The sequence below is a fragment of the Lentzea sp. NPDC037011 genome, assembly GCF_055607425.1.
Genome location: NZ_JBVJRT010000020.1, coordinates 53,677 through 70,321, shown reverse-complemented (window position 1 = coordinate 70,321; position 16,645 = coordinate 53,677). Strand labels below are relative to the sequence as shown.

Below are 16,645 nucleotides of genomic sequence, written 5' to 3'. Positions count from 1 at the left end.
CGGCGGCGTCAGGGTTTGGTCTGGTACTCGCGGGCGACGTCGACCAGCAACTGGTGCATCGCGAGCTCGGCCGGTGCGCGGAGCCGGTCCTGGCGGTGCGCGAGCAGCACCCGGCGGGCCGGCACGTCGCTGCCCAGTGCGAGGACGCGGACGTCCGGGTTCGGGTTGCGCACCGCGGTCCTGGGGGCGAGCGCGACGCCGAGGCCGACGCTGACCATGGCCTGCGCCTCCTGGTAGTCGTTGGCCTCGAACGCGATCCGCGGGGTGAACCCGGCCGCGCGGCAGCTGCGTTCGAGCACCTCGGCGACCGGGTGGTCGTGGGCGCGCACGATCCACTCCTCGTCGGCGAGCTCCGCCATGGTGGTGAACCTCTTGCGGGCCAGGCGGTGGTCGGCGGCGACGACCAGCACGGTCGGGTCGTCGAGCAGCGGTGTCAGCGAGATGTCCGGCACGTCGACCCGGTTCCACGCGTAGTCCCACAGCAGCGCGATGCCGACCGTGCCGTTCTCCAGCAGCTCGACCAGCTCGTCGAACCGCGTGCTGCGCACGTCCAGGCGCAGGTCCGGGTACTGGCGGCGGAACCGGCTGACGACCTGGGGGAGCAGCGCGCTCGCGACGGTCGGGAACACGCCCACCGCGATCGTGCCGCGGCGCAGGCCCGCCAGCTCGGCGAGGTCGGCCTCGGCGGCGCTGAGCCGGCGCAGCACGTGGCGGGCGTGACCGGCCAGCACCGCTCCGGCCTCGGTGGGCCGCACGCCCCTGGCCTGCCGGTGCAACAGCGGCTGACCGGCCTCCACCTCCAGCCGGCGCAGCTGCTGGGAGACCGCCGACGGCGTGTAGCCGAGCTGTTCCGCGGCGGCGGTCATCGAGCCCGTGTCCACCACGGCGGCGAGCAGTGCGAGGCGTCGGACGTCCAGCATGGGGCGCTCCTCGGCAGAAAAGTTCGATGCGGTCGTTTCACTGTGCGATGACTTCCGTACAGCTGTGCTTCAGGCTACCCATAGTGTTCGAACAGCGTTTTTCGGCCTTGGCGCTGGTTCATGGACGTTGATTGGGCCGATTGAGCATGAAGCAACACTTCACGGGTATGCAGATTCTCGTGATTGTGTTCAACCTCGGTGCACGTCACGGTTGCCGTCATTCCCCGGTTGTCACGGCGGTGTTGCCACCGCCCGCGAAGGAGTGGCTGTGCGAGAGATACCGGCGACGTGGATGCGCGGAGGCACCAGCAAGTGCTGGGTGTTCGAGCGCGATGTGCTGGCGGTGCCCGGTCGCAGCGTGGACGAGGTCCTGCTGCGGCTGTACGGGAGCCCCGACCCGCGCCAGGTCGACGGTGTCGGCGGGGCGACGTCCACGACCAGCAAGGCCGTGGTGCTCGCGCGGAGCGACCGGCCGGGCATCGACGTCGAGTACACGTTCGCCCAGATCGGCATCGCCGACGGGCGCGTGGACTGGACGAGCAACTGCGGCAACTGCTCGGCCGTTGTCGGCCCGTACGCGCTGCGCCGCGGCTGGGTGACGCCCACCGGAGACGTGACGACGGTGCGGATCAACAACACCAACACCGGCCAGCTGATCGTGGTCGACGTGCCGACGCCGGCGGGCCGCGTCACCGAACAGGGCACCGACCGCATCCCCGGTGTCGCCCAGCCCGGTCTCGGCGTGCACCTGTGGTTCGTCGACCCGGCCGGCCGCACGACCGGTGCGTTGCTGCCCACCGGCAACGCCATCGACGTGGTGGACGGCGTCCGCGTCACGCTCCTCGACGCCGGAGCACCGGTCGTCCTCGTGCCCGCCGACGAGCTCGGCGCGAACGGGGAAGCGTCCCCGGCCGCGCTCGACGCCCAGCCGGACCTGCTGGACCGGCTCGACCGCATCCGCCGCACCGCCGCCGTGCGCATGGGCCTCGCCGCCGAGGCCGAGCAGGCCGCCCGCGCCACCCCGAAGATCGCTCTCGTCAGCGCGGGCCGCCCCGGCCGCTCGGACGTGACCGTGCGGATGATGTCCATGGGCCGCACCCACCCCGCGCTGGCCGTCACCGGCAGCGTCGCCCTCACCGCCGCCGCCCGCACCGCGGGTACCGTCCTGTCCCGGTTCACCGCCGGTGACGAGGAGGTGCTGCGCCTGGACACCCCGGCCGGAGTCGTGACGACCCGCGCGGACACCCGCGACGGACAGCTCGCCATCGGGGTCACCCGGACGACGCGCCGCATCGGCGACGCGACCCTGGTCCTGCCCGACGACGAACCGCTGGAGCTCCCGCTCACGGAACTGGCCGCCCTGTCGGCCTCCTGACCCGACCGTCCTGCCCGGGCGGAAGCGTCGGGGCCGCATGACCCAAGAGGACAATGATGTCATCACAGCTGATCGCCATCCTGGTTCTGGGCGGCATGTTCGTCATCGCCACCGTGTTGCCCGTCAACATCGGGATCCTCGCGCTGGTCGCGTCCTTCCTCGTCGGCACGTTCGTGTTCGGCTTGGAGGACAAGGAGATCTTCGAGGGCTTCCCCGTTTCGCTGTTCATCACCGTCGTCGGCGTGACCTACCTGTTCTCCGTCGCCAAGCTGAACGGCACGATCGACCTGCTGGTGGAGGGCGGGATCCGGCTCGTGCGCGGCCGGGCGATCCTCGTGCCCTGGGTGCTGTTCGCCGTCGCCGCGACGCTGACCGCACTCGGCACGTTCACCCCGGCCGCGGTCGCACTGCTGGTGCCGATCGGCATGAGCTTCGCCTTCGCCTACCGCATCAGCCCGCTGATGATCGGCATGATGGTGATCTGCGGTGCCCACGCCGGCGCGTTCTCGCCGATGGCGGTGTCCGGCGCGCTGGTCCACGGCATCGTTGCGAAGTCCGGTCTCACGATCTCGCACGCCGCGTTGTTCTTCGCGAGCTTGGGCTTCAACGTGCTGCTGGCCGCCGTCACCTACGTGATGCTGCGCCGCCGTGGTGAGGAGAGCTTCGTCGAACGCCCGGACGACGTGGCCTCCGGCGGCGGGATGTCCGGCGGCGGGGTGTCCGGCGGCGGGGTGTCCGGCGGCGGGGTGTCCGGCGGCGGGGTGTCCGGCGGCGGGGTGTCCGGCGGCGGGGTGGCGGAGCCGACCGGTGGTGGCGTCGCCACGGCGGTCCGCCCGGAGGCGGTGGCGGTGACCTGGCGCCAGCGGGCCACCCTCGCTGCCCTGGTGGTGCTCGTCATCGGCGCGCTGGCGTTCCACCTGCAGATCGGCTTCCTCGCCCTGGCCGCAGGAGCCGTGCTCGCCCTGCTCGACCGCGAGCACCTCGGCAAGGCCGTCGAGGGCATCAGCTGGCCGACGATCCTGCTGGTCGCGGGCATGGTCACCTACGTGGGCGTGCTGGAGCACTCCGGCACCATCGACTGGGTCGCCCACGGCGCGGTCGGCCTCGGCGCCCCGCTGCTCGTGGCGCTGGTGCTGTGCGTCATCGTCGGCGTCACCTCGGCGTTCGCCTCCTCGACGGCCATCCTCACCGCCACCATCCCGATGGCGATCCCGCTGCTGCTCACCGACGCGCTGCCGGTCGCGGGCGTCGTCGCCGCCATGGCCATCTCCACCACGATCGTCGACGTCTCCCCGTTCTCCACCAACGGCGCCCTGGTCCTCGCCAACGCCCGCGGCGTCGACCGCACCCGGTTCTACCGCCAGGTCATCTCCTACACCTGCGTGATCGTCGGCCTCGGGCCGATCGCGGCGTGGGCGGTGCTGGTGCTGCCCGGCTCGTTCTGATCCGCAGCCCTCGGGGCGGACGTCACCACGGCGTCCGCCCCGAGGGCTGTTCCGGTTCAGGCGCCTTCGTCGCGCAGCGCGTGCACCATGCTCCGCAGCACCCGGAACGCCTCCGCCCGCTCGCCCTCGGTGAGCCCCGCCAGCATCCTGACCTCCACCGCCCGCACCGCCGCCGACGCCTTCTCCAGGCTCCGCCGCCCGCGGGGGGTGAGCCGGGTGGGCAGCACCTTCCCGACCGGCGCCGCCGCGGGCCGGGTCACGTACCCGTCCCGCTCCAGGTTCTGCAGCAGCACGTTCATCGACTGCCGCGTCACGAACGCGCGGCGGGCGAGCTCGGAGTTCGACAGGCCCGGCCGCTGGGCCAGCAGCTCCAGGCACGAGTAGTGCGTCACGGTCATCCCGAGCGGGCGCAGCACCTGCTCCATGGCCGCGCGCAGGACGCTCGACGCCTCCTTCAGCAGGTAGCCGAGTGACGTGTCGAGGTCGATGCCCGCGTCGTCTTGACTCATGTCAGGATTCTGACATAGCGTGGTGCATGTCAGAAAACTGACACGTAGTGGAGGAGCCACGCCATGCCCGTCACCGGACCCGACTTCATCTCGCTGCAGGCCCGCGACCTCACGGCCTCGCAAGCGTTCTACGAGCGCTACCTCGGTCTCGTCCGCTCGCCGGCCGGGCCGCCGCACGCGGTGGTCTTCGAGACGAAGCCCATCGCGTTCGCGCTTCGCGACGTCGTCCCCGGCACCGACCTCGACGCCGTCGCCCAGCCCGGCATCGGTGCCGCGATCTGGTTGCACGCCACCGACGTCCAGGACATCCACGACGCGCTCGCCGCCGACGGGCACACCATCGTCGCCGCGCCGGTCGACGGTCCCTTCGGGCGGACGTTCACCTTCGCCGACCCCGACGGGTACCGGATCACGCTGCACGACCGCGGCTGACCGCCCGAGTCGCCGGGAGCGGACCCGTCGTCCAGGGTGGTGGGCGGACCGGCTTTGACCCTCAAGGCCCCACGACGACGACGGAAGGGTTCCGCGATGAACGTGCTGATCGTTCTGACCTCGCACGACGAGCTGGGGGACACGGGCCGCAAGACGGGTTTCTGGCTGGAGGAGCTCGCCGCGCCGTACTACCGGCTCAAGGAGGCCGGTGCGACGCTCACGCTCGCGTCCCCGAAGGGCGGCCGGCCGCCGCTGGACCCCAAGAGCGACGAACCGGACACGCAGACCGACGACACCCGCCGGTTCGCGGCGGACCCCGAGGCCGAGGCAGCGCTGAGCTCGACCGTCGCGCTGAGCGCGGTCGACCCCGCCGACTACGACGCGGTGTTCTACCCCGGCGGGCACGGGCCGCTGTGGGACCTCGCGGAGGACACCGACTCGATCCGGGTCATCCAGGACACCCTGCGGGCCGGGAAGCCGGTCGCGCTGGTGTGCCACGCGCCGGGCGTGCTGCGGCACGTGACCGGCGAGGACGGTGAGCCGCTGGTGAAGGGGCGGTCGGTCACCGGGTTCACCAACGGCGAGGAGGACGGTGCCGGGCTGACCGACGTGGTGCCGTTCCTCGTGGAGGACGAGCTGAAGGCCAAGGGCGGCGACTACTCGAAGGGTCCGGACTGGGGTTCCTACGTGGTGCGGGACGGGCTGCTGATCACCGGGCAGAACCCGGCCTCGTCCGCGGAGGCCGCCGACGCCCTCGTCGCCCTGCTGCGCGAGGGCGCCTGACCGCCGCCGGGACGGCTCCGGCGGGGGCCGTCCCGGCAAGCCGGTGCTGCCCGACGGTGGTGCTCTTCAGAGCCGCCGCGGTCCAGGCCGACAGCGGCGGGACCGCCGCCACCGCCGTCATCCGGGAGCTCCTCACCTGACCGTCAGCACCAGGCCGTCCGGCCCGCGAACGATCCGGCCGGCCGTCGGCGGCGGGAAATGCGTGCCCAGCACGAGGGTGCCGGTGTCCGCGAGCGACTCGAGCAGCGCGCGCCGGGTGGCCTCGGCCTGGACCGGGTCGACGTCGGCGCAGCTGGTCACCTCCGGGTGCGCGACCTGCACCGGGTGGTGCAGGCAGTCGCCGGTGACCAGGGCGGTCTCGCCGCCGCTGGTCAGCTCCACCGCGACGTGCCCCGGCGTGTGCCCCGGCGTCGGGACGAGCCGCACCCCCTCGGCCACCTCTGCGCCGTGCGCGCCGACCTCGACCAGGTCCAGCAGGCCGGCGTCCTCGACCGGGTGCACGGAGTCGCGGAACACCTGCTGCCGCGGCTCGTCCAGCACCTGCCCGGCCCAGAACTCGCGCTCCAGCCTCGACGTGGCGTACCGCGCGTTCGGGAACAGCGGCACCCACTCGCCGTCCACGAGGTGCGTGTTCCAGCCGACGTGGTCGGTGTGCAGGTGGGTGAACAGGACGAGATCGACGGCGTCGGGCGTGGTCCCGGTGTCCACCAGCCGGTCGTGGTAGCCGGTGCGCAGGTCGTGCCACGCGGGGTTGGCCCGCTGCTTGCCGTTGCCGACACCGGTGTCGATCACGATCCGCCTGCCGTTGCCGACGACGACGAAGCTGTGGGTCGCGAGCCGCAAGGCGCCGTCCGCCGCGGCGAAGTCGGGGTGCAGCCAGTCGTGGCGCCGGACGAGGTCGGGCGTCGCCGCCGGGAGCAGCCACGGTCCGGTCTCCGGTGGTGCGATCGCTTCGTCGACCCGGTGCACGGTCAGGTCCCCGACGGTCCAGGTGGGCACAGGCCGACCTCCTAAAGCTAATTCTTCGCGTTAAGCGGACGGTAGCCTTGGCATCGGCGTTAAAGCAACATCTTTGCTTTAGGCTGGTGTCGTGGACCGCAGAGCGACAGCACGTCCGGGTGGCCGGAGCGCCCGCGTGCAGGAGGCCGTGCACGCCGCCGTGCGAGAGCTGGAACCCGAGCTGGGACGGGAGAAGCTCACCGTTCCGCTCGTCGCCGCGCGGGCCGGTGTCACGCCCTCGACCATCTACCGCCGGTGGGGCGACCTGCAGGCGCTCCTGTCGGACATCGCGGTCGAACGCCTCCGGCCGGACTCGCCTCCGGAGGACCGGGGGAGCCTCATCGCGGACCTGCGGGCGTGGGCGGGGCAGTTCCTGGAGGAGATGTCGTCCGCACCCGGCCGCGCTTACCTGCGTGACGCGCTCATCGGCGATCCGGGCGTCAACGCCCTGCGGTGTTCCGACTACGCGGCCGACCAGATAAGCGTGATCCTCGGCCGTGCCGCCGCGCGCGGGGAACCGGCCGTCGACACCGAGACCGTGCTCGACCGCGTGGTCGCGCCGATCGTGTACCGGGTCCTGTGCCGTCCCACCGCGATCGGTCCCGGCTACGCCGAGGGACTGGTCGACGACCTCCTGCGGAGCTGAGGGAACGCCCGGTCGCCGCGAATACCATCTTCGGCCATGGTCCGCACCACTCCGCCGCGTCCCGTCGACGTCACGGCGCACTTCCCCGAACTCGCACCGCTGGCCCGCACCGCCGTGCGACTGCACCCGCGCCCCGGCGCACCGACCGCCGCGGACAGCTCCATCGGCGGCCCGCTGCTGTGGCCCGCGGGGGAGGAGTGGCCGGCCTGCGCCGAGCACGCCGGCCCCGAGCTGCACGGTGCGAGCGTGGCGGACGTGTTCGCACGGCGGCGGATTCTGACCGAAGCGTGGGCACGGCCGCGGGCCGAGGGCGTGAACCTGTTGACAGCGGACGAGAAGGTCGTCGTCGACCGGGTCGACCACGGCACCGGGATCGCGCAGGACGGGCCCGCACCGATGGTGCCGGTGGCCCAGCTGTACGCGCGCGACGTCCCCGGCCTGCCCCGCCCGGACGGTGCCGATCTGCTGCAGGTGCTGTGGTGCCCGTTCGACCACGAGGACGAGGGGTGCGCGCCCCGCACCGCGCTGCGGTGGCGGAAGGCGGCCGAGGTGACCGACCCGCTGGCCGAGGCCCCGCAGCCGGCCGCGGTCGAGGAGCACTACCTGCCGCAGCCGTGCGTGCTGCACCCGGAGGAGGTCACCGAGTACCCGGCCCCGCACTGCCTGCCCGCCGAGCTCCGCGAACGGGTGCGGCGGTGGGAGGAGCAGGAGGACCAGCACTACCAGTACGCGCTGTCCGTGTCCTCCGGCTGCAAGGCCGGTGGGCACGGTCCGTGGAGCTTCTCCGACCCGTTCCCCCTGTCCTGCCCGGACTGCGGCGGGGCCGTCACGCCGCTGCTGACCCTCGCCACCAGCGAATGGGACGGCACCACGAGCTGGCGGCCGGTCGAGGACGCCGACGCCGGCGGTGCGCTGTTCCCGCACGACAACGAGCCGACGATGCTGTCGATCGGCCGCAGCTACAACCTGCAGTTCTACGCCTGCGCCGACTTCCCGGCGCACCGGCACGTCACGAACATGCAGTAGCCGACTCGTAGGATGACGCCGTGTTCGCCCTTCTGCGGTCGGTGTGGGACGAGCCCCGGCCGGTGCGCGGGGCCGCGCGGCTGTGGTGGGACTGGGCGCTGGTCGCCGTGCTCCTGCCGGTCGCGGTGCTGGAGGCGGTGCTGCGGCCGGATCTGAGCTGGCGGGCCGGTTCGGTGGTGCTGGCCGTGGTGCTGCTGCCGTTGTTGCTGGTGCGCCGCAGCAGGCCGTTGCTCGCCGCCGGTGCCGCGTTCGGTGTGGCCGCGGTCGCGTCGCTGGTGTTCTGGGGCGAGCCGGACCTCAACACCCTGGTGTTCCTGCTGCTGTTCCCGTTCGCCCTGTTCCGCTGGGGATCGGGGCGGGAGGCGGTCGTCGGGCTGGCGGTCATGCTCGGCAAGGTCGGCCTGTCGGTGGCGCTCGGGTTCCTCGGCGCGGGGGACGCGGTGGCGGGCAGTGCCGTGCTGGCCGCGGCGTGTGCGCTCGGAGCCGCAGCGCGCTACCGGGGACGGGCGCGGGCCCGTGAGCTCGACCAGGTCAAGCTGCTCGAACGGGAACGGCTGGCCCGCGACCTGCACGACACGGTGGCCCACCACGTGTCGGCCATGGCGATCCGGGCGCAGGCCGGGCTCGCGACGGCGGCCACCCGCCCGGAGGCGGCGACCGAGGCGCTCGTGCTGATCGAGTCGGAGGCCTCACGGGCGCTCACCGAGATGCGCACGATGGTGCGGGCCCTGCGCCGCACCGACTCCGCGGACCTGGCGCCCAGCCCCGCGATCGCTGACGTCGCCCTGCTGGCGAGCCCCGGCCGGCCCGGTCCCGAGGTGGCCGTGCTGATCGAGGGGGCGGCCGACGACCTGCCGAAGTCGGTGGGAACCGCGGTCTACCGGCTCAGCCAGGAGGCGGTCACCAACGCGCGCCGCCACGCCCGGCACGCCACCCGCATCGAGGTGCACGTCGACGTCGGCGGCTCGGCGGTGCGGCTGCGGGTCAGCGACGACGGCGACCCGGTCACCGCACGCACCACCCGCGGACACGGGTTGATCGGCATGGAGGAACGCGCGGACCTGCTCGGCGGCACCTGCGCGGCGGGCCCGAACCCCGGCCGCGGCTGGACCGTGACCGCCGTGCTGCCGCTCACGGGGGCCGCCCGATGAGCATCCGCGTCGTCGTCGCGGACGACCAGGAGATCGTCCGCACCGGACTCGCGATGATCCTCGACGCCCAGCCGGACATCGAGGTCGTCGGTGCGGCACCGGACGGGCGGCAGGCCGTGGAGCTCGCCAGGAACGTGCGGCCCGACGTGTGCCTGTTCGACATCCGCATGCCCGGCATCGACGGCATCGAGGCCACCCGCCTCCTCGCCGGCCCCGGTGTCCCCGACCCGCTCGCCGTCGTCGTGATCACAACCTTCGACCTCGACGACTACGTCTACGCCGCTTTGCGGGCGGGCGCGAAGGGGTTCCTGCTCAAGGACGCCGGCCCCGCGCTGCTGTCGCAGGCCGTCCACGCCGCGGCCGCCGGTGACGCCCTGATCGCCCCCAGCGTCACCGCCCGGCTGATCGAGGCCTTCGCGGACACCGGTCCCGCCGGTCCCGCCGCGCAGCTCGCCGACCCGCTCACCGAACGGGAGGAGCAGGTCCTCGCCGCCGTCGCGGGCGGGCGCACCAACGGCGAGGTCGCCGCCGAGCTGCACATCACGCTCAGCACCGTGAAGTCCCACATCGCCAGCCTGATGGCCAAGATCGGCGCCAGGAACCGGGTGGAGATCGCCATCTGGGCCTACGAGACCAGGCGCGTGCGCGGCGGTCTCCGGCAGCGGTCAGCCGAAAGTACGACGACCGCACCCGACCATCGGCCAGGATGACCGAAGACCTTCTCCCGATGAGCCGGCCCCGCCTCCCGCGCCACGATCTGGGGCATGACCTCCACCACCCGGCGGGACCTGCTCGTCCCGGCCGCGATCATCCTGTTCAGCCTCGTCCCCGTGCTCGGCGGCGCACTGCGGCTGACCGAGCTCGGAACCGGCGCGGAGATCACGCCGGACAACGCGCGGTTCTTCGCCTCACCCGTGCCCGTCGTGGTGCACGCCGTCACGGTGAGCGTCTACAGCGTGCTCGGCGCCTTCCAGTTCGCTCCCGGTTTCCGCCGCCGCAGACCGGGGTGGCACCGCGTCTCCGGCCGAATTCTGGTCCTCTGTGGACTTCTGGGGGCGTTGTCGGGGCTGTGGATGACCGTGTTCTACCCGAAACCGGCCGACGTGGGCGCGTTTCTCACCGGCTCCCGGCTGGTGTTCGGCACCGCGTGGGCGGTGTTCCTCGTCCTCGGTGTCGCCGCGGCCCTGCGCAGGGACCTCGCCGGCCACCGCGCGTGGATGGTCCGCGCGTTCGCGATCGGGCTGAGCGCCGGCACGCAGGCCGTGCTGATGGGACCCTGGATCGCCTTCAGCGGCCCGCTCGACCAGCTCACCAAGGCGGTGCTGATGCTCGCCGCCTGGCTCGTCAACCTCGCCGTGGCCGAGTGGGTCGTCCGCCGCCCGGCGCGGTCCGCCCGTTCCGCGCTCGCGCTCGGGGTGACGCGGTGAAGGCGATCGTCCAGGACCGGTACGGCTCCCCGGACGTGCTGGCGCTGCGTGACGTGGAACCGCCGTCGGCCGGCAGCGGCGAGCTGTTCGTGCGAGTGCACGCCGCCGCCGTCAACGCCTACGACTGGCACATCATGCGCGGAGACCCCTACCTCGCCCGCCTCACCGGGATCGGGTTCACCGCTCCCCGCGCCAAGATCCGCGGCCGCGACTTCGCCGGAACCGTGCAGGCGGTGGGCAGGGACGTGCGGCGCTTCCGCCCCGGCGACGAGGTGTTCGGCGACCTCGGTCCCGCCGACGGGGCGTTCGCGCAGTACGTGCGCGTGGCCGAGGACCTCGTCGAACCCAAGCCCGCCTGCCTGAGCTTCGAGCAGGCGGCCGCGCTGCCGTTGGCCGGGCTCACCGCGTGGAAGGGCCTGTGCGACAGCGGGGGACTGCGACCCGGTCACCACGTGCTGGTCAACGGGGCGTCCGGCGGCGTCGGGACGTTCGCGGTGCAGATCGCGAAGTCGGTGGGCGCCACCGTGACCGGCGTGTGCCGGACGCGGAACGCCGAGCTCGTGACCTCGTTGGGCGCCGACCACGTCATCGACTACACCGGCTCCGACTTCACCACCGGCAGCACGCGGTACGACCTCGTCCTCGACCTGGTCGGCAACCACCCGCTGGCAGGACTGCGCCGCGTGGTCCGTCCCGGTGGGACGGTCGTGCTGTCGGGCGGGGGAGTGTTCGAGGGCGGCAGTCTCGTCGGTCCGCTGCGGCTCCTGCTGAAGGCGAAGCTGCGGTCCGCGTTCGTCCGCGACCGGCTGCACGTGCTCACCACCGCGCCCGACCGGACGGTCCTCGCGGAGCTGCGGCGCCTGGCCGAGTCCGGTGCCGTCACGCCGGTCGTCGACCGCACGTTCTCGCTCGCTCAGGCGCCCGATGCGATCCGGTACGTGGAAACCGGGCACGCCCGCGGCAAGGTCGTGATCACCGTCTGACGCCCGCCCGCCGCCGCGACCGCCTCGGTGACCGCCGTGACCGCCGGACCGGCGGTGCCGGGCAGCCGGGCGACGAGGATTCACCGGACCTCCCGCGCTCCGGTGCCGAAACCCCGCGCGGCCACCCGGCCGCATTCCTATACTCCGGACCATCCTGATCGGACTACTGGGGGCTGCGGTGAGCGGGAACAAGGTCTTGGTGGCAGGGGCGAGCATCGCGGGACCCGCGCTGGCCCACTGGCTGCACCGGTGCGGCGCCGAGGTGACCGTCGTGGAACGGGCACCCGCGCTGCGGCCGGGAGGCCAGGCCGTGGACGCGCGCGGCGTCGCCAAGGAGGTCATCCGGCGGATGGGCCTGGAGGACGCGGTGCGCGCGGCTCGCACGGACACCGCCGGCGCGCACACCGTGGACGCCGACGGCACCGTGCTGGAGACCTACCGCGCCGAGGACGACGGCGGCGACGGCTACATCGCGGACATCGAGATCCTGCGCGGAGACCTCTCCCGGGTGCTCCACGACGACACCCGCGACCACGCCGAGTACGTCTTCGGCGACCGCATCGCCGAGCTCACCCAGGACGCGGACGGCGTGGACGTGACGTTCGCGAGCGGCACCCGGCGCCGTTTCGACCTGGTGGTCGGCGCGGACGGCCTGCACTCGTCGCTGCGCGCCCTGGTCTTCGGGCCGCGCGAGCGGTTCCTGCGGCACCTCGGCCTGGTGCTGGCGTTCTACAGCGTGCCCAACGAGTTCGGCGTGGACCGCTGGATGATCGACCACCAGGACCGCGACACCGGCCGCTCCGCCGGCCTGCGCCCCATCGGTGACGACACCAGGGCGATGGCGATGCTGTCGTTCCCCGCGGCCGACTTCACCGTCGACCACCGCGACGTGGAGGCGCAGAAAACCCTGCTGCGCGAACGGATGGCGGGCATGGGCTGGGTGACGCCGCAGATCCTCGCGCACCTCGACGACACCCCGGACTTCTACCTCGACCAGGTCGCCCAGGTCGTCATGGACCGCTGGTCGCACGGCCGCGTGGCGCTGATCGGCGACGCCGCGTTCAGCTCGTCGCCGATGTCCGGCGGCGGCACCGGCCTGGCCCTGGTCGGCGCCCACCTGCTGGCCGGTGAGCTCGCCACCGCCGGCTGGGACCCCGAGGCCGGGTTCGCGGCCTACGAGCAGCGGATGCGGCCGTTCGTGGAGGCCAACCAGGAGATCGGCCGCATGCACGTCCACAGCCTCCTGCCGCAGACCGAGCCCGCCCCCGAACCGGACATGGAGACGTTCACCGCCCTGATCGACCGCGCGATCAACGGCGTCGAACTGCCCGACTACGCGTTTCCGGGAACGGCGGAGTGACGAGCCTGCTGCGCGTGTCCGTCGTTGCGCCGGAGCACTCCGCCTGGGGCAGGACCGAGCTGAAGCTCCTGGTGGACGACCGAGACCCGGTCGAACCGGTGTTCTCCGAAGGACCGCGGGAGGACCCCGACGTGCTGCTGGGGCCCACCAGCCCGCTGCTGCCCGGTGACGAGCCGCGTGAGGTGATGATCGCCGAGGCGGACTGCACGTGGGGGTGCTGCGGCGCGGTGTTCGTCCGCGTCCGCCGCGAGGGCGGCGAGGTCGTCTGGGACGGGTGGCGCAACCCCGACGACAACGGGCTGTCCCTGCCGGAGGTCCGCTTCGACCTGGCGCAGTACGAGGCCGAGCTCGCCCGCGCCGACCGCGACCGGTTCTGGGAGTGGCCCGGCCGGGAGGTGGCGCGGCTGGTGCGCGACGGGCTGCGCGAGCACCCCGCCGTGCTGGACCGGTGGGACAGCGGCGTCGACTGGGCGCAGTCCTTCCCCGGCACCCGCGACCAGGTCGACGTCACGTTCACCTCGCCACCGCGGCACGTCGTCGACAAGCGCTGGAGGACGACCCGCGAGTCGTTGGAGCACAAGCAGTTCGTCCTGCGGTTCCCCGTGACCGAGGAGCCCGTCGAACGCCAGGCCGAGCACATCGTCGCGACGTTGCGCGACAGCGACCCGCGAGCGAGCGCCGAGGTCTGCGGCGGGTACACCGCGCCGAAGTGACGAGTCCTGGGTGTGCCACACCCAGGACCACCGCGTCCTGCCCGGGACGCGAGAAGTGGCCGATCCTCGACGTCATGAGCAACGACGACAACATCGACGTGGTGGGCATGTGGGTCACGGCGGACGGCCACATCCGGCAGGAGCTGCACGCCGACGGCCGTTACGACGAAGCCCGCGGCACCCGGCGCAGCGCCTACACCGGCTCCTACTCCGTGACCGGCGCGCACTTGGACTACGTCGACGACACCGGGTTCACCGCGACCGGCGACATCCGCGACGGCGTGCTGTACCACGAGCACCTCGTGCTGTACCGGGAGCCGGCGGCTGGCACGTGAGCAGGGCGTGGTCTTCGCGGCCTGGGTTCCCGCTGTGCGCTAAGTCGTCCACTCGGCACTGGGTTTCGCCCTGCCGCCGGGCGTGCCGGACCACCCGCACCAGTCCGAGACCGAGGTGCGGGAGACGACAGGACGAAGTCATCGGAGGGTTCGGTCGATCGACGAGCAGGAGTGGCCTCGGCCTCCTGGACTGACACCTCCCACACATCGGTTCTTTACGTGCCGCGGCATCTTCGCTACGGTCGGCTCTGGGAGCGCTCCCAGAATTGGGGTGGCGGCCTGTCCGTGACGCGCACGAAGGAGTGCTGATGTCGGGAACAGCCAAGAAGCGCCGTACCGTGCTCGCGGTGCTGGGGGCGGCGGTGGCCGTCGCGTGCACGGCTCTGACGGCGGTCGCGGGTGGCGCGAGCGCGGCGCCGTTCGGGTGCCGGGTCGACTACACGACCACCGACTGGGGCAGCGGCTTCAAGGCCGACGTGACCATCGCGAACGTCAGCTCGGCGGCGGTGGACGGCTGGACGCTGACCTACACCCACGCGGGCAACCAGACGTTGCAGCACGGCTGGAGCGGCACCTGGTCCCAGTCGGGCAAGAAGGTCACCGTCACCAGCATGAGCTGGAACGCCACCGTCCCCGCGGGCGGCAGCGTCAGCGCCGGGGCGAACTTCTCCTACAGCGGCAGCAACGCCAAGCCGACGGACTTCGCGGTCAACGGCACCGACTGCACCGGCACCGTGCCGACCACCACGACCACCCCGCCGCCCGACGGTTCCGCACCGGAGCTGCGCGTCTCCGGCAACAGGATCGTCACCGCGCAGGGCGAGCCGTACCGGCTGCTGGGGGTGAGCCGGTCCAGCGGCGAGTTCGCCTGCGTGCAGGGCAAGGGCATGTGGGACGGCGGCCCGGTGGACCAGGCGTCGGTGGACGCGATGAAGACCTGGAACGTCCACGCGGTGCGGATCCCGTTGAACGAGGAGTGCTGGCTGGGCGTCCACGGCTCGCCCGGCGGCGTCGCCTACCAGCGGGCCGTGAAGGAGTACGTGGACCTGTTGGTGTCGAACGGCATCAACGTGATCCTCGACCTGCACTGGACCTGGGGCGCCTACCCGAACGGCCCGGACTGGCACTGCAAGGACGAGCACGCGGTGTGCCAGAAGCCGATGCCGGACGCGCAGTACGCCCCGCAGTTCTGGACCGGCGTCGCCACCGCGTTCAAGGGCAACGACGCCGTGGTCTTCGACCTGTTCAACGAGCCGTACCCGGAGATCGCCAGCGACTGGAACAAGACCCTCGGCTGGCAGTGCTGGCGCGACGGCGGCACCTGCACCGGCCTGCCCTACGAGACCGCCGGCATGCAGGACCTGGTCGACGCGGTGCGGGCCACCGGCGCCACCAACGTGCTCATGCTAGGCGGCCTCGAATGGGCCAACGACATGCGGGAGTGGCTGGCCCACAAGCCGGTGGACCCGTTGAACAACATCGCGGCGTCGTGGCACGCCTACAGCTTCAACGCCTGCGCCAGCGAAGCCTGCTGGGACACCCAGATCGCCCCGCTCGCCGAGCAGGTTCCCGTGGTGGTGGGGGAGTTCGGGCAGGACAACTGCGGCTTCGACTACATGCAGCGGTTGGTGGACTGGGCGGACGCGCACGAGCTGAGCTACCTCGCGTGGACCTGGAACCCGTGGGGGTGCAGCTCCGGCGCCGTGCTCATCAAGGACTGGAACGGCACGCCGGAGCCCGGTGTCGGTGAAGGCTTCAAGGCCCACCTGCTCAGCCAGGACCCGTACGGCGCCCGGTAGAGCTCAACGCCCGAGCCTGGTCCACGAGCACGTGCTCGCGGACCAGACTCGGGCGGATCAGCCCACTGCGTCGCGCCTCCGATGTGCGTCACACAGGACTTGAACTCTCCTGGCACGAACGTCACTTCGGAAGCCATTACGGTACCTCGAAATCCACCGTCAACAGTGGACAACTAGATGACACCGCAGAGGCGGTGTGCGGTGGGAATGGCTTGGTCCAATGGAATGATCAGCGGGGAACGCGCCACCGCGCGTTCCCCGCTGATGTCATCCCAGCCTCACCGAACGTGGATCGTTCAGCTGAGGGTCTTGCACGCCGTGCCCTGGTAACCGGTGCTGTTGGACACGCCGGTGACGCAGTAGGTGCCGCTCCAGGCGTTCTGCAGGGAGTAGTCGGCCCAGTTGCCCTTGCCGCCCGTCCAGGTGCCGGTCTGGGACCAGTTCAGGCCGCCGGGACCGGTGAGCGTGAGCGAGCCGGTGAAGGTGGTGTTGCGCGCCCAGCCCTGCACCAGCGCGGTGCCGCCGGCGTTGCCGCCCAGGAAGATGCAGACGTTGCCGGAGCAGCCCTGCGCCGCGGCGTGGGCCGGGACGGCGCCCAGCACCACCGCTGCCGCGGCAGCGGTGGCCAAGGCCGAGGTGGTTGCGGCCGTGCGCAATCTGGACAAGATCGCCATGAGGTTCTCCCGGTGTCGATGATCGACCGGACGCTCGGGTTCGGCTGTCGCCTGCTTCGAGGCCGGTG

Annotated in this window: 18 protein-coding genes; 14 read left to right on the top strand and 4 right to left on the bottom strand. The window is 72.2% G+C overall.

The window, feature by feature from the left end; translation table 11 throughout:
* Window positions 1-8: 8 nt before the first annotated feature.
* Window positions 9-920, bottom strand: coding sequence for a LysR family transcriptional regulator (locus tag ACZ7CH_RS38405; protein ID WP_360388550.1), 912 nt, complete (start codon window positions 918-920; stop codon window positions 9-11).
* A gap of 268 nt (window positions 921-1,188) precedes the next feature.
* Between ACZ7CH_RS38405 and ACZ7CH_RS38400 the strand changes: the two genes are divergently transcribed.
* Entirely contained in the window at window positions 1,189-2,295 is a 1,107-nt protein-coding gene (locus tag ACZ7CH_RS38400; RefSeq protein ID WP_470376191.1) for a PrpF domain-containing protein, read from the top strand.
* Window positions 2,296-2,351: 56 nt separating this feature from the next.
* Complete coding sequence (locus ACZ7CH_RS38395; RefSeq protein WP_470376190.1) at window positions 2,352-3,740, top strand: SLC13 family permease; 1,389 nt, start codon at window positions 2,352-2,354, stop codon at window positions 3,738-3,740.
* 56 nt (window positions 3,741-3,796) lie between these two features.
* Here ACZ7CH_RS38395 and ACZ7CH_RS38390 read toward each other — a convergent pair whose 3' ends face one another.
* Window positions 3,797-4,249, bottom strand: a complete 453-nt coding sequence (locus ACZ7CH_RS38390; protein WP_360388542.1) for a MarR family winged helix-turn-helix transcriptional regulator — start codon at window positions 4,247-4,249, stop codon at window positions 3,797-3,799.
* Between the two features lie 63 nt (window positions 4,250-4,312).
* Between ACZ7CH_RS38390 and ACZ7CH_RS38385 the strand changes: the two genes are divergently transcribed.
* Both ACZ7CH_RS38385 and ACZ7CH_RS38380 read left to right on the top strand, forming a co-directional pair.
* Complete coding sequence (locus ACZ7CH_RS38385; protein ID WP_360388539.1) at window positions 4,313-4,681, top strand: VOC family protein; 369 nt, start codon at window positions 4,313-4,315, stop codon at window positions 4,679-4,681.
* Window positions 4,682-4,777: 96 nt separating this feature from the next.
* Complete coding sequence (locus ACZ7CH_RS38380; RefSeq protein ID WP_470376189.1) at window positions 4,778-5,464, top strand: type 1 glutamine amidotransferase domain-containing protein; 687 nt, start codon at window positions 4,778-4,780, stop codon at window positions 5,462-5,464.
* A gap of 132 nt (window positions 5,465-5,596) precedes the next feature.
* Here ACZ7CH_RS38380 and ACZ7CH_RS38375 read toward each other — a convergent pair whose 3' ends face one another.
* Window positions 5,597-6,463, bottom strand: coding sequence for an MBL fold metallo-hydrolase (locus ACZ7CH_RS38375; protein WP_470376188.1), 867 nt, complete (start codon window positions 6,461-6,463; stop codon window positions 5,597-5,599).
* Between the two features lie 91 nt (window positions 6,464-6,554).
* Between ACZ7CH_RS38375 and ACZ7CH_RS38370 the strand changes: the two genes are divergently transcribed.
* The 10 genes from ACZ7CH_RS38370 (at window position 6,555) to ACZ7CH_RS38325 (ending at window position 15,903) form a co-directional block, all read left to right on the top strand.
* Window positions 6,555-7,109 (top strand): TetR/AcrR family transcriptional regulator, encoded by a 555-nt coding sequence (locus tag ACZ7CH_RS38370; RefSeq protein ID WP_470376187.1) that lies wholly within the window; start codon window positions 6,555-6,557, stop codon window positions 7,107-7,109.
* Between the two features lie 36 nt (window positions 7,110-7,145).
* Entirely contained in the window at window positions 7,146-8,135 is a 990-nt protein-coding gene (locus ACZ7CH_RS38365; RefSeq protein ID WP_458432058.1) for a hypothetical protein, read from the top strand.
* 20 nt (window positions 8,136-8,155) lie between these two features.
* Entirely contained in the window at window positions 8,156-9,286 is a 1,131-nt protein-coding gene (locus ACZ7CH_RS38360; RefSeq protein ID WP_470371995.1) for a sensor histidine kinase, read from the top strand.
* Window positions 9,283-9,996 (top strand): response regulator transcription factor, encoded by a 714-nt coding sequence (locus ACZ7CH_RS38355; protein ID WP_360388523.1) that lies wholly within the window; start codon window positions 9,283-9,285, stop codon window positions 9,994-9,996. Before ACZ7CH_RS38360 ends, ACZ7CH_RS38355 begins: the two co-directional genes overlap by 4 nt.
* 54 nt (window positions 9,997-10,050) lie before the next feature.
* Window positions 10,051-10,713, top strand: coding sequence for a DUF2306 domain-containing protein (locus tag ACZ7CH_RS38350; protein ID WP_360388520.1), 663 nt, complete (start codon window positions 10,051-10,053; stop codon window positions 10,711-10,713).
* On the top strand, window positions 10,710-11,696 hold the full coding sequence (locus ACZ7CH_RS38345) for an NAD(P)-dependent alcohol dehydrogenase (protein ID WP_470376186.1): 987 nt from the start codon (window positions 10,710-10,712) through the stop codon (window positions 11,694-11,696). The genes ACZ7CH_RS38350 and ACZ7CH_RS38345 overlap by 4 nt, the downstream gene beginning before the upstream one ends.
* 178 nt (window positions 11,697-11,874) lie before the next feature.
* Window positions 11,875-13,056, top strand: a complete 1,182-nt coding sequence (locus tag ACZ7CH_RS38340) for an FAD-dependent monooxygenase (RefSeq protein WP_470376185.1) — start codon at window positions 11,875-11,877, stop codon at window positions 13,054-13,056.
* A 14-nt stretch (window positions 13,057-13,070) separates the two neighbouring features.
* Complete coding sequence (locus ACZ7CH_RS38335) at window positions 13,071-13,769, top strand: hypothetical protein (protein WP_470376184.1); 699 nt, start codon at window positions 13,071-13,073, stop codon at window positions 13,767-13,769.
* A gap of 74 nt (window positions 13,770-13,843) precedes the next feature.
* Window positions 13,844-14,104, top strand: a complete 261-nt coding sequence (locus ACZ7CH_RS38330; protein WP_470371990.1) for an Atu4866 domain-containing protein — start codon at window positions 13,844-13,846, stop codon at window positions 14,102-14,104.
* 308 nt (window positions 14,105-14,412) lie between these two features.
* Complete coding sequence (locus tag ACZ7CH_RS38325; protein ID WP_458432066.1) at window positions 14,413-15,903, top strand: cellulase family glycosylhydrolase; 1,491 nt, start codon at window positions 14,413-14,415, stop codon at window positions 15,901-15,903.
* Between the two features lie 296 nt (window positions 15,904-16,199).
* On the opposite strand, the gene ACZ7CH_RS38320 is transcribed toward ACZ7CH_RS38325, so the two are convergent.
* Window positions 16,200-16,577: a hypothetical protein gene (locus tag ACZ7CH_RS38320; protein WP_470376183.1), complete on the bottom strand. Its 378-nt coding sequence runs from the start codon at window positions 16,575-16,577 to the stop codon at window positions 16,200-16,202.
* Window positions 16,578-16,645 lie beyond the last annotated feature (68 nt).

What these genes read in the sequence shown, in the direction of transcription:
- ACZ7CH_RS38320 (WP_470376183.1), bottom strand. Translation starts at nt 16,577, where the DNA reads ATGGCGATCTTGTCCAGATTGCGCACGGCCGCAACCACCTCGGCCTTG.
- ACZ7CH_RS38385 (WP_360388539.1), top strand. Translation starts at nt 4,313, where the DNA reads ATGCCCGTCACCGGACCCGACTTCATCTCGCTGCAGGCCCGCGACCTC.
- ACZ7CH_RS38380 (WP_470376189.1), top strand. Translation starts at nt 4,778, where the DNA reads ATGAACGTGCTGATCGTTCTGACCTCGCACGACGAGCTGGGGGACACG.
- ACZ7CH_RS38405 (WP_360388550.1), bottom strand. Translation starts at nt 920, where the DNA reads ATGCTGGACGTCCGACGCCTCGCACTGCTCGCCGCCGTGGTGGACACG.
- ACZ7CH_RS38330 (WP_470371990.1), top strand. Translation starts at nt 13,844, where the DNA reads ATGAGCAACGACGACAACATCGACGTGGTGGGCATGTGGGTCACGGCG.
- ACZ7CH_RS38390 (WP_360388542.1), bottom strand. Translation starts at nt 4,249, where the DNA reads ATGAGTCAAGACGACGCGGGCATCGACCTCGACACGTCACTCGGCTAC.
- ACZ7CH_RS38350 (WP_360388520.1), top strand. Translation starts at nt 10,051, where the DNA reads ATGACCTCCACCACCCGGCGGGACCTGCTCGTCCCGGCCGCGATCATC.
- ACZ7CH_RS38365 (WP_458432058.1), top strand. Translation starts at nt 7,146, where the DNA reads ATGGTCCGCACCACTCCGCCGCGTCCCGTCGACGTCACGGCGCACTTC.
- ACZ7CH_RS38325 (WP_458432066.1), top strand. Translation starts at nt 14,413, where the DNA reads ATGTCGGGAACAGCCAAGAAGCGCCGTACCGTGCTCGCGGTGCTGGGG.
- ACZ7CH_RS38355 (WP_360388523.1), top strand. Translation starts at nt 9,283, where the DNA reads ATGAGCATCCGCGTCGTCGTCGCGGACGACCAGGAGATCGTCCGCACC.
- ACZ7CH_RS38395 (WP_470376190.1), top strand. Translation starts at nt 2,352, where the DNA reads ATGTCATCACAGCTGATCGCCATCCTGGTTCTGGGCGGCATGTTCGTC.